The sequence below is a fragment of the Nonomuraea sp. ZG12 genome (genome assembly GCF_052068115.1).
Classification (GTDB): domain Bacteria; phylum Actinomycetota; class Actinomycetes; order Streptosporangiales; family Streptosporangiaceae; genus Nonomuraea.
Genome location: NZ_JBQHCW010000031.1, coordinates 19404 through 40126, shown reverse-complemented (window position 1 = coordinate 40126; position 20723 = coordinate 19404). Strand labels below are relative to the sequence as shown.

21 protein-coding genes and 1 tRNA gene are annotated in these 20723 nt (G+C 71.7%); 9 read left to right on the top strand and 13 right to left on the bottom strand.

What is annotated here, in order from left to right; all coding sequences use genetic code 11:
- Nucleotide 1 precedes the first annotated feature (1 nt).
- Nucleotides 2–781, bottom strand: a complete 780-nt coding sequence (locus ACTMTF_RS43390) for a TetR/AcrR family transcriptional regulator (protein WP_441115938.1) — start codon at nucleotides 779–781, stop codon at nucleotides 2–4.
- A gap of 54 nt (nucleotides 782–835) precedes the next feature.
- Here ACTMTF_RS43390 and ACTMTF_RS43385 point away from each other — a divergent pair, with 54 nt between their 5' ends.
- Both ACTMTF_RS43385 and ACTMTF_RS43380 read left to right on the top strand, forming a co-directional pair.
- Nucleotides 836–2215, top strand: coding sequence for a DHA2 family efflux MFS transporter permease subunit (locus ACTMTF_RS43385; protein WP_441115937.1), 1380 nt, complete (start codon nucleotides 836–838; stop codon nucleotides 2213–2215).
- Complete coding sequence (locus tag ACTMTF_RS43380; protein ID WP_441115936.1) at nucleotides 2185–2679, top strand: DUF523 domain-containing protein; 495 nt, start codon at nucleotides 2185–2187, stop codon at nucleotides 2677–2679. The genes ACTMTF_RS43385 and ACTMTF_RS43380 overlap by 31 nt, the downstream gene beginning before the upstream one ends.
- On the opposite strand, the gene ACTMTF_RS43375 is transcribed toward ACTMTF_RS43380, so the two are convergent.
- Nucleotides 2655–3035 carry a hypothetical protein gene (locus ACTMTF_RS43375; RefSeq protein WP_441115935.1) on the bottom strand — a complete coding sequence of 127 codons (381 nt, stop codon included), beginning with the start codon at nucleotides 3033–3035 and terminating at the stop codon, nucleotides 2655–2657. The genes ACTMTF_RS43380 and ACTMTF_RS43375 overlap by 25 nt on opposite strands.
- A 180-nt stretch (nucleotides 3036–3215) precedes the next feature.
- Between ACTMTF_RS43375 and ACTMTF_RS43370 the strand changes: the two genes are divergently transcribed.
- Complete coding sequence (locus ACTMTF_RS43370) at nucleotides 3216–4586, top strand: Dyp-type peroxidase (protein WP_441115934.1); 1371 nt, start codon at nucleotides 3216–3218, stop codon at nucleotides 4584–4586.
- A 40-nt stretch (nucleotides 4587–4626) separates the two neighbouring features.
- On the opposite strand, the gene ACTMTF_RS43365 is transcribed toward ACTMTF_RS43370, so the two are convergent.
- Nucleotides 4627–6171: a M28 family metallopeptidase gene (locus ACTMTF_RS43365; protein ID WP_441115933.1), complete on the bottom strand. Its 1545-nt coding sequence runs from the start codon at nucleotides 6169–6171 to the stop codon at nucleotides 4627–4629.
- Nucleotides 6172–6339: 168 nt separating this feature from the next.
- Between ACTMTF_RS43365 and nhaA the strand changes: the two genes are divergently transcribed.
- The 3 genes from nhaA to ACTMTF_RS43350 all read left to right on the top strand — a co-directional run bounded on the left by nhaA (nucleotide 6340) and on the right by ACTMTF_RS43350 (nucleotide 9126).
- Nucleotides 6340–8136, top strand: coding sequence for a Na+/H+ antiporter NhaA (gene nhaA / locus ACTMTF_RS43360; protein WP_441115932.1), 1797 nt, complete (start codon nucleotides 6340–6342; stop codon nucleotides 8134–8136).
- Between the two features lie 30 nt (nucleotides 8137–8166).
- A complete protein-coding gene (locus tag ACTMTF_RS43355; protein ID WP_441115931.1) occupies nucleotides 8167–8751 on the top strand; it encodes a hypothetical protein in 585 nt (194 codons plus the stop codon).
- 87 nt (nucleotides 8752–8838) lie between these two features.
- The gene (locus ACTMTF_RS43350) at nucleotides 8839–9126 is read left to right on the top strand and encodes a hypothetical protein (RefSeq protein WP_441115930.1); all 288 of its coding nucleotides are present in this window, start codon (nucleotides 8839–8841) and stop codon (nucleotides 9124–9126) included.
- A gap of 21 nt (nucleotides 9127–9147) precedes the next feature.
- Here ACTMTF_RS43350 and ACTMTF_RS43345 read toward each other — a convergent pair whose 3' ends face one another.
- Entirely contained in the window at nucleotides 9148–9600 is a 453-nt protein-coding gene (locus ACTMTF_RS43345; RefSeq protein ID WP_441115929.1) for a hypothetical protein, read from the bottom strand.
- Between the two features lie 44 nt (nucleotides 9601–9644).
- Here ACTMTF_RS43345 and ACTMTF_RS43340 point away from each other — a divergent pair, with 44 nt between their 5' ends.
- Nucleotides 9645–10637, top strand: coding sequence for a helix-turn-helix transcriptional regulator (locus ACTMTF_RS43340; protein WP_441115928.1), 993 nt, complete (start codon nucleotides 9645–9647; stop codon nucleotides 10635–10637).
- On the opposite strand, the gene ACTMTF_RS43335 is transcribed toward ACTMTF_RS43340, so the two are convergent.
- The 3 genes from ACTMTF_RS43335 to ACTMTF_RS43325 form a co-directional block, all read right to left on the bottom strand.
- Entirely contained in the window at nucleotides 10597–11535 is a 939-nt protein-coding gene (locus ACTMTF_RS43335) for a GNAT family N-acetyltransferase (protein WP_441115927.1), read from the bottom strand. The genes ACTMTF_RS43340 and ACTMTF_RS43335 overlap by 41 nt on opposite strands.
- Nucleotides 11536–11645: 110 nt before the next feature.
- Nucleotides 11646–12434, bottom strand: a complete 789-nt coding sequence (locus ACTMTF_RS43330) for a GNAT family N-acetyltransferase (protein ID WP_441115926.1) — start codon at nucleotides 12432–12434, stop codon at nucleotides 11646–11648.
- 33 nt (nucleotides 12435–12467) lie between these two features.
- Nucleotides 12468–13397: an MBL fold metallo-hydrolase gene (locus tag ACTMTF_RS43325; protein WP_441115925.1), complete on the bottom strand. Its 930-nt coding sequence runs from the start codon at nucleotides 13395–13397 to the stop codon at nucleotides 12468–12470.
- A 204-nt stretch (nucleotides 13398–13601) separates the two neighbouring features.
- On the opposite strand from ACTMTF_RS43325, the gene ACTMTF_RS43320 reads away from it, so the two are divergent.
- A complete protein-coding gene (locus ACTMTF_RS43320) occupies nucleotides 13602–14126 on the top strand; it encodes an AAA family ATPase (protein WP_441115924.1) in 525 nt (174 codons plus the stop codon).
- 47 nt (nucleotides 14127–14173) lie between these two features.
- On the opposite strand, the gene ACTMTF_RS43315 is transcribed toward ACTMTF_RS43320, so the two are convergent.
- The 4 genes from ACTMTF_RS43315 to nadD form a co-directional block, all read right to left on the bottom strand.
- Nucleotides 14174–14246, bottom strand: a tRNA-Ala gene (locus ACTMTF_RS43315).
- A gap of 121 nt (nucleotides 14247–14367) precedes the next feature.
- Nucleotides 14368–15003, bottom strand: coding sequence for a histidine phosphatase family protein (locus ACTMTF_RS43310; protein WP_441115923.1), 636 nt, complete (start codon nucleotides 15001–15003; stop codon nucleotides 14368–14370).
- Nucleotides 15000–15395, bottom strand: a complete 396-nt coding sequence (rsfS, locus tag ACTMTF_RS43305; protein WP_441115922.1) for a ribosome silencing factor — start codon at nucleotides 15393–15395, stop codon at nucleotides 15000–15002. Before rsfS ends, ACTMTF_RS43310 begins: the two co-directional genes overlap by 4 nt.
- A 90-nt stretch (nucleotides 15396–15485) precedes the next feature.
- Complete coding sequence (gene nadD / locus ACTMTF_RS43300) at nucleotides 15486–16103, bottom strand: nicotinate-nucleotide adenylyltransferase (RefSeq protein ID WP_441115921.1); 618 nt, start codon at nucleotides 16101–16103, stop codon at nucleotides 15486–15488.
- Between the two features lie 87 nt (nucleotides 16104–16190).
- Here nadD and ACTMTF_RS43295 point away from each other — a divergent pair, with 87 nt between their 5' ends.
- Nucleotides 16191–17219, top strand: coding sequence for a M48 family metallopeptidase (locus ACTMTF_RS43295; protein WP_397003784.1), 1029 nt, complete (start codon nucleotides 16191–16193; stop codon nucleotides 17217–17219).
- Nucleotides 17220–17250: 31 nt separating this feature from the next.
- On the opposite strand, the gene ACTMTF_RS43290 is transcribed toward ACTMTF_RS43295, so the two are convergent.
- Together ACTMTF_RS43290 and ACTMTF_RS43285 are read right to left on the bottom strand one after the other, a co-directional pair.
- On the bottom strand, nucleotides 17251–19230 hold the full coding sequence (locus ACTMTF_RS43290) for a protein kinase domain-containing protein (protein WP_441115920.1): 1980 nt from the start codon (nucleotides 19228–19230) through the stop codon (nucleotides 17251–17253).
- A 194-nt stretch (nucleotides 19231–19424) separates the two neighbouring features.
- Nucleotides 19425–20705, bottom strand: a complete 1281-nt coding sequence (locus ACTMTF_RS43285) for a glutamate-5-semialdehyde dehydrogenase (protein ID WP_441115919.1) — start codon at nucleotides 20703–20705, stop codon at nucleotides 19425–19427.
- Nucleotides 20706–20723: the final 18 nt, after the last annotated feature.

The window sequence follows — 20723 nt, the reverse complement described above, 5'->3', positions numbered from 1 at the left end:
GCTATCGCCCGGGCAGGTCGCCCTCGATCCCGTCCAGCACCCAGCGCAGCCCGCGCTCGAAATTGTCGTCGGCGCCGCGCACGCCCTGCTCCAGCATGGGCGCGAGCCTCGGGAACTCGCCGCTCGCGACGAGGTCCCGGATGTACGGCTCCGCCATGGCCGCCCGCTCGGCGTCGTTGACGCCCTCCTGGCGGGGGGCGGCGCGCTCGGCGGCCTCGCGTACGACGAAGCCCGTCACGTAGTCGTCGACGGCGGCCAGGATCCGCCAGGCGCCCAGCCGGTCCACGCCGAGACCGTCGAGCGCCGACAGCTTGCGCTCCACGTGGCGCAGCCCGTTGGGCCCTACGGCGACGCGCTGGGAGATCAGCTCGACCCGCCAGGGATGCCGCCGGACCAGCTCACGCTCACGACCGGCGGTCAGCAGCAGCGCCTCCCGCCAGCCGCCGGGCGGCCGCTCGCCGGCCTGCCCATCGTCGAGCGGCCGTTCGCCGGGCTGCCCTTCGTCGGGCCGCTCATCGCCGGGCCGCCCTTCGTCGGGCTGCGGCTCGGCGGCGAGGAGCTCGCCGGCCACCTCGTCGAGCATCAGGGCGAGCAGGTCCTCCTTGCGCTCGATGTAGGTGTAGAGGCTCATCGCGCGGGCGCCGAGCTCGGCGGCGACGCGGCGGATGGAGACCGCGCCCAGCCCCTCGGCGTCGGCGATCGACACGGCGGCGGCCACGATCGCCTCGCGGGTCAGCGCGGGACGCCGCTGCGGCGCGGGGCGTGACCAGACGGAACTCACAGACTCAGTCTAAGCCTGGCGATACACTGTACGCTAAATGCTACGCTGTACGGCATGCGCGATCCCCTGAAGGCCACCGGGCTCGTGGTGCTGCTCGGCGTGGTCATGACGATGCTCGACACCACGATCGTCAACGTCGCGATCCACTCCCTGGGCCACGAGTTCGGGGTCACCCCGGCGACCATGCAGTGGGTGGTCACCGGCTACCTGCTGGCGCTGTCGATGACGGTGCCGATCACCGGCTGGGCCGTCGGCCGGTTCGGCGCCGGGAACGTCTGGCCGGCCGCCCTCCTGCTGTTCGCCGCCGGATCGGCGCTCAGCGCGGCCGCCTGGTCGGTGGGCAGCCTGGTCGCCTTCCGGGCCGTACAGGGACTCGGCGGCGGGCTGCTGCTGCCGGTCGGGCAGGCGATGCTCGCCCAGGCGGCGGGCCGGGAGCGGATGGGCCGGGCGATGGCCCTGATCTCCGTTCCCGCGATGCTGGCGCCGGTGCTCGGCCCGGTGCTGGGCGGCCTGCTCGTGGACGGCCCCGGCTGGCGCTGGCTGTTCCTGGTGAACCTGCCCGTCTGCGCGCTCGCCCTACTCGCGGCCGTCCGGCTGCTCCCCCGCGACCCGGGCACGGGCGGGGGCACAGGCGGGGGCGGGGGCGGGATGCGGCTGGACGTGACCGGACTCGCGCTGCTGTCACCCGGCCTGGCGGCCCTGGTCTTCGGCCTGTCGGAGATCGGCGACGGCGCCTCGCTCGCGCATCCGGCCCTGTGGGCGGGGCTCGCGCTGCTGGCCGGGTTCACCGTGCGCGGACTGCGGACCCCGGAGACGCTGGTGGACCTGCGGTTGTTCGGCGACCGCGGGTTCGCCGCCGCCGTGGGCGCGCTGGCCTGCTACTCGGCGGCGATGTTCGGCGTAACCGTGCTCGTCCCGCTCTACAGCCAGCTCGTCCAGGGCGGCAGCGCCCTGGACGCGGGCCTGCTGCTGGCGCCGATGGGGCTCGGCGCGGCGATCACCATGCCGGTCGCCGGCAAGCTCACCGACAGCCGTGGCCCACGGGGCGTCGCCACCGTGGGGATCGTCGTGGCGGTGGCCGGCATCACCGGGTTCGCCGCCTCCGGCGCGCTGGTGCCGATGCTCGCCTCGATGCTCGTGCTGGGGCTCGGGCACGGGCTGGTCGCGCCCTCCGTCATGGCCGCCGCCTTCCGGACCCTGGACCACGCCGCGATACCGGCCGCGACCACGCTCAGCACCATCGTGGTGCGGGTGGCCGCGCCGTTCGGGGTCGCGCTGCTGGCCGTGCTCCTGCAGGTGTTCGACAGGGCGGCCGTGGCCCAGCCGTTCACCTGGGCGTTCGGTTGCGCGATCGGGCTGGCCGCCGGCGCGCTGGTGCCGATCGCGCTCGTAGGATCGAAGGCGTGGAAAGGATCCTCGTCAGCGCCTGCCTGATGGGCCGCCGGGTCCGCTATGACGGCGGCGCCAAGACCAGCTCCGACGAGCGGCTCGCCGCCTGGCTGCGGGAGGGCCGGTTGGTGCCGTTCTGCCCCGAGGTGGAGGGCGGGCTGGCCATTCCCCGGCCCGCCGCCGAGATCGAGGGCGGCGCGGGCGGCGAGGCGGTGCTGTCCGGGACGGCCCGGGTGCTCGCCGCCGACGGCTCCGACGTCACGGCCGCGTTCGTGGCGGGCGCGGGGGCCGCGCTGGAGGCCGCCCGCGCCTGCGGCGCCCGCCTCGCGGTGCTGAAGGAGGGCAGCCCGTCGTGCGGCGCCCTGACGATCTATGACGGTACGTTCAGCGGACGGCGCACTCCTGGCCGGGGCGTCACGACCGCGCTGCTGGAGAGCGCGGGCATCCGGGTGTTCACCGAGGAGCGGGTCGACGACGCGGCCGCCTACCTGCGCACTCTCGAGACATAGAACGCGCCGCCCAGGCCGAGCGCGAGCAGGGTCGCCATCGAGCGGTGATACCACGTGTTGAGCACGGTGGCCTCGCCGCCGCCCAGCGCGAGCGCCAGGATCCCGAGCAGCACCCCGGCCAGCGCGACCGCGTGCGCGTAGATCAGCCCGTCCCAGGCCCGCGCCCGCCCGGCCAGTGCGCCATACCCTCCGGCGAGCATCGCCACGGCGCAGATCGTCTCCACGACCACGGCCGGGACGATCACCGGCTCGGCCACCGGCCCGAGCGCGAACCCGGCGTGCAGCAGCGCCGCCAGCGAGAAGATCAGGCCAAAGGCGAGGGAGGCGACGCCCAGGGCCCTGCGCAACACGTCCATATCCTCACCGTGGCACCCCGTACGGCGCGGCGAATCACCCCTGAGGCGACGGTCCCGGTACACCGACGGTGGTAGCCGATCAGAAAAGTTCCTCACATCGAGAACCGACGGGCCGCGTGCGAAGTCTTAGAGATGGGGCCCGGAGCAGACCATCGGAACACGGGGAGAGGACACTCGGCGATGCCAGTCGATCTGACCAACGAACGACCCCTGGCCTGGGATTCGGCCACGCTCGACGCGGACACCAAGAAGATGCTCGACCACTTGCAGCCGAACATTCTGAAGGCGCACGTACGCGACCACCTGTCCGTCCTGTTCGTCCGCTTCAACGACGTCGCCGCGGGCCGGCGCTACCTGAGGCGGATCGCCGAAACGAAGATGAAGTCGGCGCGCCGGCACCTCGAAGAGGTCCGGGACTTCGCCACGACGGGCCACCGCGGCACGCCCTATGTGGGCATCGGCATCAGCAAGGCCGGCTACCGCGACCTCGGCCACTCGGTCGAGGACCTGCGCAAGTTCGGCGACAAGGCCTTCCGCGACGGCATGAAGCGCCGCGTCGCCGAGGTCCTGGACCCGCCCGTGGCAGAGTGGGACAACTGCTACCAGCGTGAGATCCACGCCGTCATCCTGATCGGTGACGCCGAGCGCGAGCCCGTCGAGGCGCTGCGCGAGGAGCTGCTGAACGACCTGCCCCCCGGTGCCAGGCTGCTGGGCGAGGAGACGGGCCAGGGCATGCACAACCCGGCCGGCGACGGCATCGAGCACTTCGGCTACGTCGACGGCCGCAGCCAGCCGCTGTTCCTCAAGGACGAGGTGGACAAGGAGCCCAAGGAGCACTGGAACCCGGCGTTCCCGCTGAGCAACGTCCTGGTCGCCGACCCGCTGGCGGCCGACCCCGCCCGCCACTTCGGCAGCTACTTCGTCTTCCGCAAACTGGAGCAGAACGTCCGCGCCTTCAAGGAGATCGAGCAGGAGCTGGCCGACAACCTGGGCCTGGCCGATGCCGACCGCGCCCGGGCGGGCGCCATGCTCGTCGGCCGGTTCAAGGACGGCACGCCCGTGACGCTCAAGGGCGAGGCCGGCGGCGGCACGGTCGTCAACGACTTCACCTTCGACGCCGACGAGGGCAGCAAGTGCCCGTTCAGCGGCCACATCAGGAAGACCAACCCGCGCTCGCACAGCCGCGAGGTGATCATGGCCAGGCGCGGCCAGACGTACGGGCGGCGCGACGACGACGCGTGGGACGACTCACCGCCGGAGACCCGGCCCAGCGGCGAGGTGGGCCTGCTGTTCATGGCGTTCAACAGCAGCCTGCAGAGCCAGTTCGAGTTCACCCAGCAGAGCTGGGCGAACAACCCCGACTTCGAGGTCTCCGAGACCGGCCACGACCCGGTCATCGGCCAGGGCGAACGGGACATCAAGGTCACCTACCCCAAGGTGTGGGGCAAGCCCGGGATGTCGCCGCCGCAGACGCAGGTGGCCCAGACCGTCACCATGAAGGGCGGCGAGTACTTCTTCATGCCGTCCCTCGCCTATCTGCGCGCACTGTGATCACGGGCGCGCGGGATCCCCGGTCCCGCGCGCCCACCGATCACCGGCGGGTGATCACGACATCGTCCACGCCCGCCTCCACCAGGCTCGCGGTCGACTCGTCCGCCGCTTCCACGAGGATCCGCACGCTCTGCCCGGCGAACGCGGAGATGTCGGCATCGGCCGTGCTCCACGCGCCGTCACGGTCGGCGGCCGAGCCGAGCCGCTGGAACACCGTGCTCGTGGTGTTCCCCACGACCTTCACCCGGAGGAAGTCGGCGCTGGAGGAGTTGCCGCCGTGCGCGAGATACCACCCCAGCGACAGGTTCAGCGCCCCGTCCGCCGGCAGGGCGATCACCGGTGACCGGATCGAGGTCACGCCGCCGTCGATGTCGTTCGCACCGGCGCTGGAGCCCGCGAGCCGACCGGTGACCAGCCCGTTGGCGCCGCTCAGGGTGGTGCCGAGCTGCTTGGGCCCGCTGGAGTCGGTGGCCTGCGGGTCGCCGCGCTCCCACTGGCCGGTGGCGGCGGTGTCGGCGCCGTCCGGGTCCACCGTCCAGCCGCCGGCGCTCTCGAAGGTGTCCGACCACACCGTCTCGGGTGCCGCGGCGGTGCCGATCGTCCAGACGGCGTGCGCGATGGCGTCCGTGTTGCGGTCCAGCGCCGTGTCGTCGATGTTGGAGATCGTGTCGCACGAGCGGTGGTAGCACGGGTCGAACGCCTGACCCGCGGTGCCGCCCCAGAGCGCCGCCTGCGCGCTGGTCTTGACGCCCTCCGCCCCGGTGAACGTGCCGCCCGCCGGGATGCCCGCGCTGATGAACGGCCCGTAGTCGGAGCGGCCGTCGAAGTCGGTGCCCCGGGTGGGGACGCCGATGGAGGTGAAGTAGCTCTGCAGGGTCTGCTCAAGCTCCGCCGAGCCCGAAGGGCCGGGCCCGGAGCCCACGCCGTCGGAGTCGTCGCCGTCATAGAGGAAATATCCGGCGTTGGGTGAGCCGACCATGTCGAAGTTCAGATACGCCGTGATCCTGGCGCGCTCGGCGGCCGACAGGCCGTTGACGTAGAACCGGGACCCGCGCAGGCCCAGCTCCTCCGCGCCCCACCAGGCGAACCTCAGGTGCTTGCCCGGCTGCAGCCCCTGCCGCGAGACCTCCAGCGCCACCTCCAGGATCGCCGCCGACCCCGAGCCGTTGTCGTTGATGCCCGCCCCGGCGGTGACGCTGTCGAGGTGGGCGCCGGTCATCAGGACGTCGTCCGGGTCGCCGCCCGGCCAGTCGGCGATCACGTTGTAGCCGGTGGCGCCGTTGTAGGTGAACGGCTGCAGCGTAGTGCTGTAGCCGGCCGCGTCGAGCAGGTCCTGAACATAGGTGGCGGAGGCCAGGTAACCGGGCCTGCCGTGTGCCCGGGAGCCGCCGTTGGCGGTGGCGATCGACTGCAGTTCGGTGAGATGGGCCTTGACGTTCGCCAGCGGGATGTCCGGGGGTGACAGGCCGGCGGCCGAGGCCATGCGTGAAGCCGTGGGTGAGGTCAGGACCAGGGCGAGGGGGAGGACGAAGGCCGCTGCTAGGGTGCCGGCACGGGCCATGCCTTGGGGGAGGTGAAAGCGCATGTGGCTCCTCCGCGGGATCGATGGGCGCGGTTGGAACGTAACGAGCGCGAAGCACTGTGAACAGACCCATATATTCGACTCGTCTGGGACCGGTCGACAGGGGCCACGGGTGCATGCCCCTCTCTGAGAGCCCGCTCTAAGATCGAGTGCTGAGGGGGCGAAAAGACCATGTTGCGGGCTTTTTTCAAAAATGAGGCGAGCAGCACCACCGCGCTGCTCGCCGCGACGGTCCTGGCGATGCTCTGGGCCAACTCCCCCTGGGGCGAGACCTACGAGGCCTTCTGGCACACCAGCATGGGCCTGTCGTTCGGCGACGCCACCTTCTCCCTCGACCTGCGCCACTGGGTCAACGACGGGCTGATGACGCTCTTCTTCTTCGTCATCGGGCTGGAGGTCTCGTACGAGGTCCGGATGGGCCAGTTGCGTGACCGCCGGCTGATCGCGGTGCCCGCCATCGCGGCGCTCGGCGGGCTGATCGTCCCCGCGGCCATCTACCTGGCCTTCAACGCGGGCGGGCCCGGCGCCGTCGGCTGGGGGGTGCCGATCGCCACCGACACCGCGTTCGTGCTCGGCCTGCTGGCCGTGGTGGGCGCCCGCTGCCCCGAGCCGCTGCGGGCGTTCCTGCTCACGCTGGCCATCGTGGACGACATCCTGGCCATCATGGTCGTGGCGATCTTCTACACGGAGAGCCTGTCCATCCCGGCACTGCTCACCGCCGTCGCGCTGCTGGCCGCGATCATGACGCTGCGGTGGCTGAAGATCTGGCGCGCGCCCGCGTACATCGTGCTGGGGTTCGGGCTGTGGCTGGCGACGCTGGAGAGCGGCGTGCACCCCACCCTGGTGGGCATCGCGCTGGGCGTCCTGGTGTTCGTGTACGCGCCCAGCGACCACAAGCTGCTGCGGGCTGGGGAGGCGGTGCAGGAGTTCACCAGCTCCCCCAGCCCCAGGGCCGCCGCCCAGGCGACCCGGCTGGTGCGGATGGCCGTGTCCGTCAACGAACGGCTGCAGATGCGGCTCCACCCGTGGACCGCGTTCGTGATCGTGCCCGTCTTCGCGCTGGCCAACGCCGGGATCCGGCTGGACGCCGAGACGCTGCGCAACGCCGCCACCTCCCCCATCGCCATCGGCGTGGCGCTCGGGCTGCTGGTCGGCAAGCTCATCGGCATCACCATCGGCACCTGGCTGCCGCTCCGGCTCAACTGGGGCGTGCTGCCCGGCAACCTGGTGTGGGGCCAGCTCCTGGGCGGCGCGGCGGTGTCCGGCATCGGGTTCACGGTCGCGCTGTTCATCGTGGACCTGGCCTTCGAGGACCCACGACTGCACAGCGAGGCCAAGATCGGCATCCTGGCCGGGTCACTGCTCGCGGCGCTGCTCGGCTGGATCGTCTTCAAGCTGGCCTGGGACCGGGGCGGCGTCTGCGCCCCGCCCGAAGCCGAGCCCGAGGAAGAGCTGCCCGTGCTGCTCAGCGAGCCCGTCGGGCCGGACGACCACGTGCGCGGGCCGAAGAACCCGGCCGTCACCATCGTCGAGTACGGAGACTTCGAATGCCCCTACTGCGGACGGCTCCACCCCATCCTTGAGTCGCTACGCGACCGGCACAAGGACCTGCGGATCGTCTTCAGGCACTTCCCGCTGCGCACGCTGCACCCCCGTGCCGTGCCCGCCGCGATGGCCGCGCAGGCGGCCGCCGACGCCGGCAGGTTCTGGGAGATGCATGACATGCTCTTCGACAACCAGCGCTTCCTCACCGACGAGGACCTGAACCGGTATGCCGCCCAGCTCGACGTGGACCCATGGTCCGACATCCGGCTCCACACGGCCAGGGTCGGGCGGGACGAGGCGTCCGGCCGTGCCAGCGGGGTGCGCGGCACTCCCACGCTCTTCATCAACGGCGTGCGCTATCAGGGCGGACTGGACCTGGAGTCGATCAGCAAGGCAGTGGATCGAGCGCGGCCCCAACCGTAAGACGTCCCCGACCGTCTGGAGACCTGCCCCATGAATTTCGCCAGTCTGATCCCCTCCTTCTTCCTGTGCCTGGTGCCCGTCCTCGGCATCGTGGCGACGGCGATGGCGCGGCGCACCCATGGGCGCGCGGCAGTCATCGGCATGATGGGCTGCGTCGCGCTGCTGCTCAGCGCGCTGGCACAGGTCGTGCAGCTCATCCTCCTGTCGACCATGTCCCCCAGGGACGTCCTCACCTTCGTCACGATCATGTCGCTGGTCATGACCGTGCTCACCCTCACGGGCATCAGTCTGCTGATCTGGGGTGTGGTGGCCCGCCGCCCGGAAGGCCGGCCGCAGCCGCAGCAACCGGCCTGGCAGCAGCCCGGCCAGCAGTCCCCCTGGCAGCAGCCCCAGGCCCAGCAGCGGCCCTGGCAGCCCCACGCCCAGCACCCCAGCAACCCGCAGCCGTACGGCCAGCGACCCAACGATCAGCAACCCCAGGGCCAGCAGCAGGGCTGGCAGCCGCAGCACGGGCAGCAGTCCGGCTGGCCCCAGCAGCCGTCAGGCGAGCAGCCCCAGCAACCCCAGCAGGGGCAGCAGCCCGGTTGGCAGCCGCCCCACGGTGGTCAGGGCTGACCTGGTCCCGCGCCGGGCGCTTCCCGAAATGCCGACAGGAAATGTGACACTGTTAACGGAAATATCCACTCATAGCCTGAGGGGATCATGAATCCAGAGCAGCCCGACCCAGAGCAGACCATCATGCATCCCCGGCGCGCCACCCCCCAGCCGCAACAGCGCCGGCCGGCACCCCCGTCCCCCCGAGCCGGGCCACCGGACCCCTCCTACACGCAACGCCTGCCGTACACCCCCGACATGCTCCCCGACGTGCCCGTCTACGAGGCGAAGCAGCCGCGGTCGGGCTGGTGGTGGTTCGTCGTCGTGGGCGGCATCGCGCTCCTGGTGGCGGCGCTGGCGGTGGGCGTCGTGCTGTGGAGCAGCGGCAACAGCTGACCCGCCACCCGGCGGCTCCGTTCACGCCCTGGTGAAGTCCATGGTCCAGTTCGTCTCCCAGCTCTGCTCGCCGTCCACCGAGAAGGCCTGCTCCCAGCGGCAGGAGTCCGCGCCGAGCACGGTCCAGATGAACCGGCAGCGCACCGGCGTGCCCTCGTAGGAGTCGTCGGCGTAGAACTCTCCCCGGTCCCCGTCGAAGGCGCCGACCAGGGGCGGCAGGTCGAGCACGCCCCTGGCGCTGCTCGACCAGTAGATGGACCACAGCCGCGTGCCGGGGTTGAAGACGCGCAGGGTCAGCCCGCTGAACCCCTTGGTGGGGAAGGCGATCTCGTCGAAGTTCGCGGCGCCGTCGAAGTGGCGGGTGGCGACGGACCGGCCGGGGAACTCCTCCCAGTCGTCGCTGCCGGCCAGGGCCTTGGCCAGCCGGCGGTTGGTCACGTTCCAGGTGCCTACGAGGAAGTCGAAGTCGTTCATGGGAGGACCGTAGGGCAGGGTCACTGACAGGTAGTGTCAGTGTGATGCGCGCCTCCCGACTGGTCTCGATCTTGCTGCTGCTGCAGACGCGGGGCCTGATGACCGCCCAGGAGCTGGCCGGCAGGCTGGAGGTCTCGGTGCGGACCATCTACCGCGACATGGAGTCGCTGCACGCCGCCGGGATCCCGCTCTACGGCGACGCCGGCCCCCGGGGCGGCTACCGGCTGCTCGACGGCTACCGGACCAGGCTCACCGGGCTGACGACCGACGAGGCCGAGTCGCTGTTCCTGGCCGGGCTGCCAGGGCCCGCCGCCGAGCTGGGGCTGGGCGCGGTGGTGACGGCGGCGCAGCTCAAGCTGATGGCGGCGCTGCCGGTCGAGCTGCGTGACCGGGCCGGGCGGATCCAGGAGCGCTTCCACCTGGACGCCCCGACGTGGTACCGGGACCCCGAGCCGGTCACCCATCTGCCCGCCGTGGCCGACGCCGTCTGGAACGAGCACCGGCTCCAGGTGCGTTACCGCCGTTGGAAGGCGCCCCAGGAGGTGGAGCGCCGCCTGGAGCCGTACGGGCTGGTCGTCAAGGCCGGGCGGTGGTATCTGGTGGCCCGTAGCGGCGAGGACGTGCGCACCTACCGGGTGTCGCAGATCCTCGATCTGCACCCGCTGCCCGAGCGCTTCACCAGGCCGGACGACTTCGACCTGGCGGCCTACTGGCAGTCCTACCTGGAGGAGTTCGAGGCCCGGCTGCGGCGCGGGGAGGCGGTCGTGCGGCTGTCGCCGCGCGGGCTGGAACGCCTGCCCGACCTCATGACGCCCGGTGTGATGACGGCGGCGCGGCAGAGCGCGGAGCCGCCGGACGCGCGAGGCTGGACGCGGGTGACGGTGCCCATCGAGTCGGTCGACCACGCGGTGGGCGAGTTCCTCCGGCTGGGCGCCGACGCCGAGGTGCTCTCCCCTGCCGAGCTGCGCGAGCGCGTGGCCGCCACGGCCGAGGAGCTCACCCTGCTCTACGGGTCATCACGTGGAACCGCCGGGTGACCTCGTATCCGGCCTTGCGGTAGAGGTGACCCGCCGGGCTCGCCTCGTCCGCCCACAGGAACCATGACGAGTGCAGCCCCTCGGCGCGCATCCTGGCCATGGTCAGGTGGAGCAGGATCCTGCCGAGCCCGGTGCCACGCTCCCCCGCGTCCACCCCGAACGGCCCGAACCTCTCCCGGATCCCCCGGTAAGCCCCGAACACCGCGAACCCCACTATTTGCTCTTTTTTCGCGATGACCATCCGCTGCGGGTCGGCGTGCCGCCTGATCGCCTCACCCCAGTCGGGGTTGAAGGCCCCCGCCGCGAACCTGATGAGCTCCGGCAGCTCACCGTCCACCGGCGAGCGGAAGACGTACCCCTCGCTCTCCCGCGCGGCCCGCAGCCTGCGCACCTCGTCAGGCGGCACATGACCGACCAGCGTGCGGCCCATGGCGACCGGCGAGGAGCGGGTCTCGAAGCCGAGCCCCCGCAGCAGCCCGAACCCGTCGGGATACAGCTCCACGTCCACCCCGGGCAGCACGTAGTGGGGCGTGTAGGAGGCGAAGTCGACGCGCGTCCTGCCCCGCTCGCGCAGGAACTCCAGCGCCTCGCCGAGAAGCCGCCGCCCCAGGCCGCGCCGCCGCTGCTCCGGCACGACGAAGAAGAACGGGATCCAGCCCGTGTCCGGCTCCAGGTCGGCCCCCGGCGCCTGCGGGATCAGCCTGCGGACGCCGTACGCGCATCCCGCCACCCGGCCGTCCACCACAGCGACCCGCAGCCCTGCCGGGTCGAAGTTGGGGTCGAGCAGCACGCAGTCGCGCAGCCACGCGCCGGTCGTGGGGTCACCCGGCATGCTCCGGTTCCAGGCGTCCACGAGGGCGCTCTCGTCCCCCGCCGCGAACGCGCGGACAGTCACCATCACCGGCTCCTTCCCCTGGGTTTCCGGCCAGCCTCCCGACACCCGCCCACCGTGGTCAAGCCGTTCCGGGCAACAATTTTCCCCGTACGTGCACGTACCGAAAAAATCCTTCAGTCGCGGAGCCTGACGCTGACCTGGGCGCCCACCTCGTCGAAGCCGAGCGCCCGAGCCACCCGGCGGGACGCCTCCGGCCGGGCCCGCCACTGCGGGAGCAGCCCGCGCTCCAGCGCGTCCGCGACCGCCGCGGACGCCACGGCCTTGGCCAGCCCCTTGCCCCGGCGGTGGGCGGCGGTCAGCACCGACACGTGCGCCGCCGTGTTCAACCACGGCCGATACCCGGCCACGGCGACCACTTCCTGCCCCTCGCGCAGCACGAACGCGTCCGAAAGGATCTCCCGGAGCCCGCTCTCACCGGTCTCCGCCTCGTCGGCCGCGTCCAGCAGGGCCCGCACATCCGCGTCCCCCGCCTGAAGCCGCTCCACCGCGGCGCCCCCCTGCGCGGCGACGAACCCGCCGGCGTCGACGTACGCCAGCGACGCCGGCCCGAGGACATCGTCGACAGGCAGCGCCTCAGGCAACCGCCCGAGGTCGGCAAGGAGGTCGGCAAGGCCGGGCAGCGCGCCGGACGACGGCCCCCGGTCGGTGGGTCCCGTGAGCGCTCGCGCGGACCGCCCAGGGTCGGTGAGGCCGGTGAGCGCCGCCCGCAGGGGGACGGCCGAGGCCTCGTCGGGCACCGTCGCGAGCACCGCCCCGCGGATCGCGACGACCCCCGCCCATCCGGCCGGGCACAGCCACGACCCGGCCGAGACGACCACCCGCACCTGCCCCGGCTCGGGAAAGCTCACCGGAACACGAGCCAGGTCGGCCCACAACCGACGGGCGCGATCGAGATGCGACATCCGGCCATGATAGGGACGCCCCGCGCCCACCCCTCAGACCGAGGTCGGCATCGGCCCGCCGTTGTAGGTCATGGCGTCCAGGAAGGCGCTGACGAGGTCCACCTCGGTGCCGGCGGCGTCCGCGTACGCCCGGTGGAGGTTGAGCACCACCCTCTCGGCGTCCGCCCACTTCGCGAACTCCCCCAGGTCGGCCCCCTGCGCCGCCTGCAGCGGCGTGAGCCCGTCCTGCCGCCCCCTGCGCGCGATGTCGGCCACGAACCGGTAGTAGCGCTCGTGCTCCGCCAGGACACCGGGCAGGGCGCCCGCGTCGGCGAGCGGCCCATGACCGGGGACGACGTGCTCGGGCTCGAAGGCCGCCAGCCAGTCCAGCGACCTCAGCGCCCCTTCCACCGACCCCATCAGCAGCATCGGGGTCAGCCCGTGGAACAGCAGGTCACCGGCGAACAGCACCCGCTCCTCCGGCAACCACGCCACCACGTCCCCCGGCGTGTGCGCGGCATGACCGGGGTGCCGCAACTCGATCCGCCGCCCGCCGGTGAAGAGCGTCAGCTCCGACGAGAAGACCACCGACGGGGTACGGCGCGTCACGTTCCCCCAGTCGGGCACCGGCTCCCAGACCGGCGGGCACCCGTCGATCAACGGGTCGGCGAGCAGTGCGTCCCGCATCGCCGTATGCCCGAAGATGACCGTCTCGTCGGGCAGCAAGCTGTTGCCGTAGGTGTGGTCGCCGTGCTGATGGGTGTTCACCGCCATCCGCACCGGGGCGCCGCCGGTGGCCGCCGCGACCGCCGCCAGGAACCGTCGGGTGCGCGGCTCGGTCGCGCAGGTGTCGACCAGCACGGTCCCCTCGTCGCCGGTCACCACCCCGGCGTTGTTGACCCACCAGGTGCCGTCCGGCTGCACCCAGGCGAACACCCCCGGCGCGGCCTCGTGCAGTCTCGCCTCGTCCGGCTGATTCTCCACCGCTGTTCCTCCCCCGGGTTTCGCTCATGTCGGCGTGGTGGCATGAGCGGAGAAATAATGACCCTTCGAGATCTAACACCAGCGCGGCTGGGACTCGCGCCAGAACTTCACTCCTGAAGGACGGCTCGCGCCAGAACTCCACTCCTGAAAGACGGCTCGCGCGCGAACACCACTCCGCCAGGACGGCATGGCAGGGTGGCGGTCATGCTGATCGTGATGAGCGGACTGCCGGGCGCGGGCAAGAGCGCGGTGGCGGAGGAGCTGGGCCGCCGCATCCCCGCGCCGGTGCTGTCGGTCGACCCGGTCGAGGCCGCGATGTGGCGCGCGGGGATCGACCGCGGCCAGCCAACCGGTCTGGCGGCCTACGTCGTGGTCGAGGCGCTCGCCGGTGAGATCCTCGCGCTCGGCCAGCGGGTGATCGTGGACGCGGTGAACGACGCTGAGGAGGCCAGGGAGCAGTGGCGGACCCTGGCCCGCCGCAGTGGCTCCGCGCTGCGCCTGATCGAGGTGATGTGCTCCGATCCGGACGTGCACCGGCGACGGCTGGCGGGCCGCCGACGCGGCCTTGACTGCTTCCCGGAGCCGACCTGGGCCTCGGTGCAGGCCCGCCGCGCCGCCTTCACGAACTGGCGTGCGGATCGCCTGGTCCTGGACTCCATCGCCTCGCCGGCGGACAACGCGCGCACGGCCCTGGCGCACTTGGAGCACTCGGGGCACTCGGGGCACTGAAATGGAAAAGGCCTGCGGGACGTTTCCCGCAGGCCTTCTTAAAGGGGTGGAGCTATAGGGATTCGAACCCTAGACCTCCTCCATGCCATGGAGGCACGCTACCAACTGCGCCATAGCCCCTGGTCGCCGCGTGGAGCATGCTCTTTGCGGCGCTCGGAGAGCATATAGCCATCCAGAGGATTCGCCTAATCGACAGCCGATCAGCCCGTACGGCGCGGGCCGTACGGGCTGGTCAGAGCCTTCACTGGCGCCCTTCGGCGTCAGGACTGTCGTCGCCGCTGATCGGCTCGGGCAGGGTGCCGGCGTTGTGCTCCAGCAACCGCCACCCTCGCCGTCCCTGCTCCAGCACGGACCACGAGCAGTTGCTCAGCCCGCCGATGGCGGACCACGTCTCCTGCGGCAGCCCGAGCAGCTCGCAGATGCCCAGCCGCAGCGCCGCGCCGTGGGAGGCGACGACCAGCAGCCCGTCATCGTCGAGTTTGGCCGCCCACCGCCGCATGGCCGCGGCGACCCGGGCGGCCACCTCCGTCACCGGCTCTCCGTCGGGCGCCTCCCAGGCGACGTACTCCTGGGGCCAGCGCTCGGCGATCTCCGCGCGGGTGAGGCCCTCCCACTGGCCGCCGCCGCGCTCGCGGAAGTCCTTGTCCACCGCCACGTCGAGCCCGGTGAGGCGGCCGAGCGCGAGGGCGGTGTCGTTGGCCCGCTGGAGGTCGGAGGAGACGATGTGGGTGGGCCGCAGCGCGGCGAGCAGCGAGGCCGCTCGCGCCGCCTGGGCGATGCCCTGCTCGTTGAGCTGAATGTCGGAGTGGCCCTGAAAGCGCTGCTCGACGTTCCACAGGGTCTGCCCATGTCTGAGGCAGACGATCCGCTTGCTCAAGTGCGGGCCCTCTGGATGTTGGCCTGCATGACGCCCTCCGGCAGGCTGATCGCCGGGCAGTCCTTCCAGAGGCGCTCCAGCGCGTAGAAGGTGCGGTCCTCCTCATGCTGCACGTGCACCACGATGTCGATGTAGTCGAGGAGCACCCAACGGCCTTCGCGCTCGCCCTCCCGGCGCACCGGCTTGGCGTCGGCCTCGGCGCGCAGCCTGTCCTCGATCTCGTCGACGATGGCGCGTACCTGACGATCGTTGGTTGCGGAGCAGAGCAGGAAAGCGTCGGTGATGACGAGCTGCTCGCTGACGTCATAGGCGAGGATGTCGTCGGCCAGCTTGTCCGCCGCGGCCTCTGCGGCGATTCTCACGAGCTGGACGGCTCTGTCGGTTGCTGTCACGATGCGGGTCGGTCCTCCTGTGTCGACAACACTCCCTCATGTTGAGGGTACCCGTTACGACCGTGACGCCCCACGTGTGACGCGATTCGGTCAGGCATGGGCGTGATACAGGCCGCGCTTGTTGATGTACTGCACGATCCCGTCGGGCACGAGATACCAGATGGGCTCCCCCTTCTCCACGCGCTGCCTGCACTCCGAGGAGGAGATGGCCAGCGCGGGGATCTCCAGCAGCGTCACCCTGCCCTCGGGCAGTCCCGGGTCATGGAGCGTGTGACCCGGCCGGGTGCAGCCGACGAAGTGAGCGAGCTCGAACAGCTCCTCGGCGTTCTGCCAGTCGAGTATGGCGCCGAGGGCGTCCGCCCCGGTGATGAAGTACAGCTCCGCGTCGGGACCGTACTTCTCCGAGATGTCGCGCAACGTGTCGATGGTGAAGGTCGGCCCCGGCCGGTCCACGTCCACCCGGCTGACGGAGAAGCGGGGGTTGGACGCGGTGGCGATCACCGTCATCAGGTAGCGGTCCTCGGGCGCGGAGACCTCGCGCTCCGCCTTCTGGTACGGGCGGCCCGTGGGGACGAAGACGACCTCGTCGAGCTCGAAGTGGTGTGCCACCTCGCTGGCGGCGACCAGGTGGCCGTGATGGATGGGATCGAAAGTGCCTCCCATCACTCCCACACGTCGCTTCCCCTGGATACCAGGCGCGTTCATCATGAAACGGACCTTACGCGGAGGCCTTATCACAACATGACAGGACCCCCCTCGGTGATGTCCGCGCATCACTCCCGTTGCGGACGTAGCATGCCGGGCATGACGACCACCCCGGACCGCAACCGCGTCCAATTGCCCGGCATCTCGTCCCGTGCCTACGAACACCCCGCAGACCGGTCGGCCCTGGTCGCTCTGCGGAAGTTGAGCGGGTTCGACACGGTTCTCAAGCAAATGTCCGGCCTCATCAGCGAGCGCCGCCTGCGCCTGATGTACCTCGCGTCGGCCGTGCGCGTGAGCGAGACCCAGTTCCGCTCCCTCTACGACATGGGCCGCGACGCCGCCTACACCCTTGACCTGCACCGCATTCCCGAGATCTACGTCCAGCAGGACCCGCAGGTCCAGGCCAAGGCCATCGGCTTCGACGACCCGTTCATCGTCGTGACCACCGGCCTGCTCAACCTCATGAACGAGGAGGAGCAGCGCTTCGTCATCGGGCACGAGACCTCGCACATCCTGTCGGGCCACGCCGTCTACCGGACGATGCTCGACATCCTCACCCGCCTGGCCACCCGCGTGGCCTGGATCCCGCTCGGCTACATCGGCCTGCGCGCCATCGTGGCCGGCCTGGAGGAGTGGTACCGCAAGTCGGAGCTCTCCTCCGACCGCGGCGGCCTGCTCACCGGCCAGGACCCCGAGGCGGCCAAGCGCGCGCTGATGAAGCTCGCCGGCGGCGACTACACCCACGAGATGAACATCGAGGCCTTCCTCGCCCAGTACCAGGAGTACGACACCGCAGGCGACCTGCGCGACGGCTTCCTCAAGGTGCTCAACCTGCTCGGCACCACCCACCCGTTCGCCGTGGTGCGCGTGGCCGAGCTGGACAAGTGGCAGCGCAGCGGCGAGTACGACCGCATCATCGGCGGCGACTACCCGCGCAGGGAGGACGACGCCAGCGCCAGGGTCACCGACGAGATGAAGGCGGCCGCCGATTCCTACCGCAGGTCCTGGTCGGAGTCCCAGGACCCGTTCATCGGCGTACTGCGTGACGTGGCCGAAGGCGCCGTCGGCGCGGGCGAGCGCATCTTCAACAGGTTCGCGCGCCGCGACGGCCAGAGCTGACAGTCTGAGCTGACAGTCTGAGCTGACGGGGTCAGAGCAGCAGGGCGATCGCGCGCACGGCAGCCGCGCACAGGGCGACGAAGCCGCCCAGCACGGCCAGTGCGCGCAGCCCTTCCCTGCGCAGCTCCGGCAACCGGGAGCCGACCCGCTCGATCTCCCGGCCGGTGATGCCCCCGCACAGCATGCCGAACACCACGCCCGCCACGGTGACCGGCGCGGCCTGCTGCCACCAGGACGAGTCGATCACGCCGCCGCCGGTGACCCAGAGCGCTCCGCCCGCCGCCACCGCGACGGGCGCGCCGGGCCACACGACCGCCGTCGTGGCCGCGCCCACCAGCGCGAACGGGAACGACAGCACCCGCAACGTCACCCGGACCCGCCGCGAGGTGCGCTTCCTGACCATCCAGTGGCCCATCCAGAGCGTCCTGGTCAGCACCACGAACACGGCCGTGATGCCGATGGAGGCGATCGGCCACATCACCGACGCCACCACACACGGCACGGCCAGTACGGCGAGCAGCACCAGCGCCGTGTTGCCGGCCGGCAGCGTGGTGGCCTCGGACCTGAGCCTGGCCTCGCGGGCGGCCGTCTGGGACCTGGTACGGGCCCGTACGGCCGTCTGAGCGCCCTCACGGACGCGGCTGCGCACCGCCGCGCCCCTGCCGTCAGCGCCCACCCGGCTCCGCGCCGTCGTCTTGCCGTCCTCACCACGCGCCCGCGACGACGGCGTCTTGCCGTCGTCCCCGCGCACCCGTGACAAGGGCGCCTTGCCGTCGTCGCCGCCGCGCACCCGGGACGGTGACGCCTGGCCCTCGTCCACACGCCCCCGGGCCTTCACGTCGTCGCCACGACTCCGAGCCGGCGGCACCTTGCCGTCGTCGCCCCGTGCCCGCGCCTTCACGTCCTCGCCCCGGCTCCGGGACAGCGGCGCCTTGCCGTCGTCGCCCCGGCTCCGGGAGGTCGGCTTGCCGTCGTCCACCGCGCGGCCCCGTGGCGGCGGCACCTTCCCGTCGGTGGTCGCGCGGGCGCGGGGCTGTGCCTTGCCGTCAGCGGCCGTACGGGAGCGAGGTGGGGGCACCTTGCCGTCAGCGCGCGGGCGCGGCGTCACGGGCTCCTCACCGGCGCGCCCACGCGGCGGCACAAACTTGGCGTCCTCCACCGTACGGCCCCGCGCCTCCTCTTCGGCGGCCCCGGCCCGGGGCTCGGCCTCGGAGGTGCTGGTCGCCTTGGCCAGCCGGGCCAGCCGATCGGCCAGCAGCGCCGCGGTGGGCCGCTTGCCCGGCTCGCGGTTGAGCGCCGCCCGCACCAGCGGCAGCAGCGCCACCGGGACGCCCTTGAGGTCGGCCTGGCCGTTCAGCACCGCGTACATCTGCGCCTCGGGCGTGCCGCGCCCGAACGTCGGCCGGCCGGTGGCGGCGAACGCCACCGTCGCCGCCCAGGCGTGCACGTCGGCGGGCGACTCCACCTGCTCGTCGGCGAAGATCTCCGGCGCGGTGTAGCCGGGCGTGCCGAGGAACGTACCGGTCATGGTGAGCCGGGTGGCGTCGATCACCTGGGCGATGCCGAAGTCGATGAGCACCGGGCCGTCGGCGCCCATGATGATGTTGCCGGGCTTGAGGTCGCGGTGCACGATCCCGGCCGCATGGATGATGGCGAGCGCGGTGGCGATGCCGTGGGCGAGATCGACGAGCTGCGCCAGGTCCAGCGACCCCTGCTTGCGCACGAGGTCCAGCAGCGTGGCGCCCTCGATGTGGTCCATGACCAGGTAGGGGCGGGCACACGACAGGTCGGCGTCGAGGACCTTCGCCACGTACGGGCTCTCGACCCTGCGCAGTGCGCGGACCTCGCGTTCGAGCCTGATGCGTGAGGAATCGTCCTCGCTGAGGTCGTGCAGCACCTTGAGTGCGACACGCTCACCACGGCGAGCGCTCGCGAGGTAGACCTCGCCCATGCCGCCGCGGCCAAGCCGCTCAAGCAGGGTGTAAGGCCCGACCTTGCCGAGCTTGCTCACCGTCCCTCCCCGCTCGGCGCGCCCATAAGGGACACAACCCTAGCGCCGGGACGGAGAAAGACGGCCGCGGCGCGCCGAAGGCTCGGCCGCGAAGGGGGGAACGCCCCGCCCGCAGACCGTCGAGCCCTGCCTCCTGCGACCCTGCCTCTTACGACCCTGCCTCCTACGACGCCGGATCCCGTCCGCCGAACAGGTCAGCTGCCTGACCCCGCGATGACCGTGCCCTCTGATGTGCGCAGGTGGCCGTCGCCGGTGTAGACCCACTTGGTGGAGGTCAGCTCGGGCAGGCCCAGCGGGCCGCGCGCGTGCAGTTTCTGGGTGGAGATGCCGATCTCCGCGCCGAAACCGAACTCGCCGCCGTCGGTGAACCGGGTGGAGGCGTTGACCGCGACCGCCGCCGAGTCCACCAGCGACACGAACCTGCGGGCCGCCTGCTGGGAGCGGGTCACGATCGCCTCGGTGTGGCCGGAGCCGTAACGCCTGATGTGCGCCACGGCCTCCTCCAGGGAGCCGACGACGGCGGCGGCGATGTCGTAGGAGAGGTATTCGGCGAAGAAGTCCTCCTCGGTGGCGGGCACGACCTCGCCGTGGCGGGCGATCGCCTCGTCGCCGTGCACCGTCACGCCCGCCGCCTTGAGCGCGTCGAGCGCCTTCGGCACGAACTCCCCGGCCACGTCGGCGTGCACCAGGAACGTCTCGGCCGCGTTGCACACCGAGGGCCGCTGCGCCTTGGCGTTGACCAGGATCTCCACGGCCAGCTCCTGGTCGGCCTCGGCGTCGACGTAGACGTGGCAGTTGCCGACGCCGGTCTCGATCACCGGCACGGTCGACTCCTCGACCACCGAGTTGATCAGCGACGCGCCGCCGCGCGGGATCAGCACGTCGACCAGCCCGCGAGCGCGCATCAGCTCCTTGACGGAGTCCCGGGAGAGGCCCGGCACGAGCTGCACGGCCCCGGCCGGGACCTCGGTGCCCGCCAGCGCCTCCTGCATGACGCGCACCAGCGTGGTGTTGGAGGAGTAGGCGCTGGAGGAGCCCCGCAGCAGCACCGCGTTGCCGCTCTTGAGGCAGAGCGCGGCGGCGTCGACGGTGACGTTGGGGCGGCCCTCGTAGATGATCCCGATGACGCCCATCGGCACCCTCAGCTGGCGCAGTTCCAGCCCGTTGGGCAGGGTGGAGCCGCGCACCACCTCGCCCACGGGGTCGGGCAGGTCGGCCACCTGCCGCACCGCCTCGGCGATGGCGCCGATCCGGGCCTCGTCGAGCCGGAGCCGGTCGACCATGGCCTCGGAGGTGCCCTGCGCCCTGGCCCGCTCGACGTCCTCGGCGTTGGCCTCGACGATCTCGGCGGCGTGCGCGACCAGCGCATCGGCGACGGCACGCAGCGCCCGGTCCTTGGGCGCCCGCGCCAGCGGGGCCAGCTCGGCGGCGGCCTCCCGTGCGGCGTGGGCGACCCGTAGGAACTCTGTTGTCATGCCTTCACTCCGCGTGCT

Excerpts from the sequence above, each read along its gene's own strand:
- ACTMTF_RS43365 (WP_441115933.1), bottom strand. The coding sequence starts at position 6,171 with ATGCGCTTTCACCTCCCCCAAGGCATGGCCCGTGCCGGCACCCTAGCA.
- ACTMTF_RS43370 (WP_441115934.1), top strand. The coding sequence starts at position 3,216 with ATGCCAGTCGATCTGACCAACGAACGACCCCTGGCCTGGGATTCGGCC.
- ACTMTF_RS43340 (WP_441115928.1), top strand. The coding sequence starts at position 9,645 with ATGCGCGCCTCCCGACTGGTCTCGATCTTGCTGCTGCTGCAGACGCGG.
- ACTMTF_RS43345 (WP_441115929.1), bottom strand. The coding sequence starts at position 9,600 with ATGAACGACTTCGACTTCCTCGTAGGCACCTGGAACGTGACCAACCGC.
- ACTMTF_RS43320 (WP_441115924.1), top strand. The coding sequence starts at position 13,602 with ATGCTGATCGTGATGAGCGGACTGCCGGGCGCGGGCAAGAGCGCGGTG.
- ACTMTF_RS43385 (WP_441115937.1), top strand. The coding sequence starts at position 836 with ATGCGCGATCCCCTGAAGGCCACCGGGCTCGTGGTGCTGCTCGGCGTG.
- ACTMTF_RS43295 (WP_397003784.1), top strand. The coding sequence starts at position 16,191 with ATGCCGGGCATGACGACCACCCCGGACCGCAACCGCGTCCAATTGCCC.
- ACTMTF_RS43350 (WP_441115930.1), top strand. The coding sequence starts at position 8,839 with ATGAATCCAGAGCAGCCCGACCCAGAGCAGACCATCATGCATCCCCGG.
- ACTMTF_RS43335 (WP_441115927.1), bottom strand. The coding sequence starts at position 11,535 with ATGGTGACTGTCCGCGCGTTCGCGGCGGGGGACGAGAGCGCCCTCGTG.
- nhaA (WP_441115932.1), top strand. The coding sequence starts at position 6,340 with ATGTTGCGGGCTTTTTTCAAAAATGAGGCGAGCAGCACCACCGCGCTG.
- ACTMTF_RS43285 (WP_441115919.1), bottom strand. The coding sequence starts at position 20,705 with ATGACAACAGAGTTCCTACGGGTCGCCCACGCCGCACGGGAGGCCGCC.
- ACTMTF_RS43375 (WP_441115935.1), bottom strand. The coding sequence starts at position 3,035 with ATGGACGTGTTGCGCAGGGCCCTGGGCGTCGCCTCCCTCGCCTTTGGC.
- ACTMTF_RS43330 (WP_441115926.1), bottom strand. The coding sequence starts at position 12,434 with ATGTCGCATCTCGATCGCGCCCGTCGGTTGTGGGCCGACCTGGCTCGT.
- ACTMTF_RS43355 (WP_441115931.1), top strand. The coding sequence starts at position 8,167 with ATGAATTTCGCCAGTCTGATCCCCTCCTTCTTCCTGTGCCTGGTGCCC.
- nadD (WP_441115921.1), bottom strand. The coding sequence starts at position 16,103 with ATGATGAACGCGCCTGGTATCCAGGGGAAGCGACGTGTGGGAGTGATG.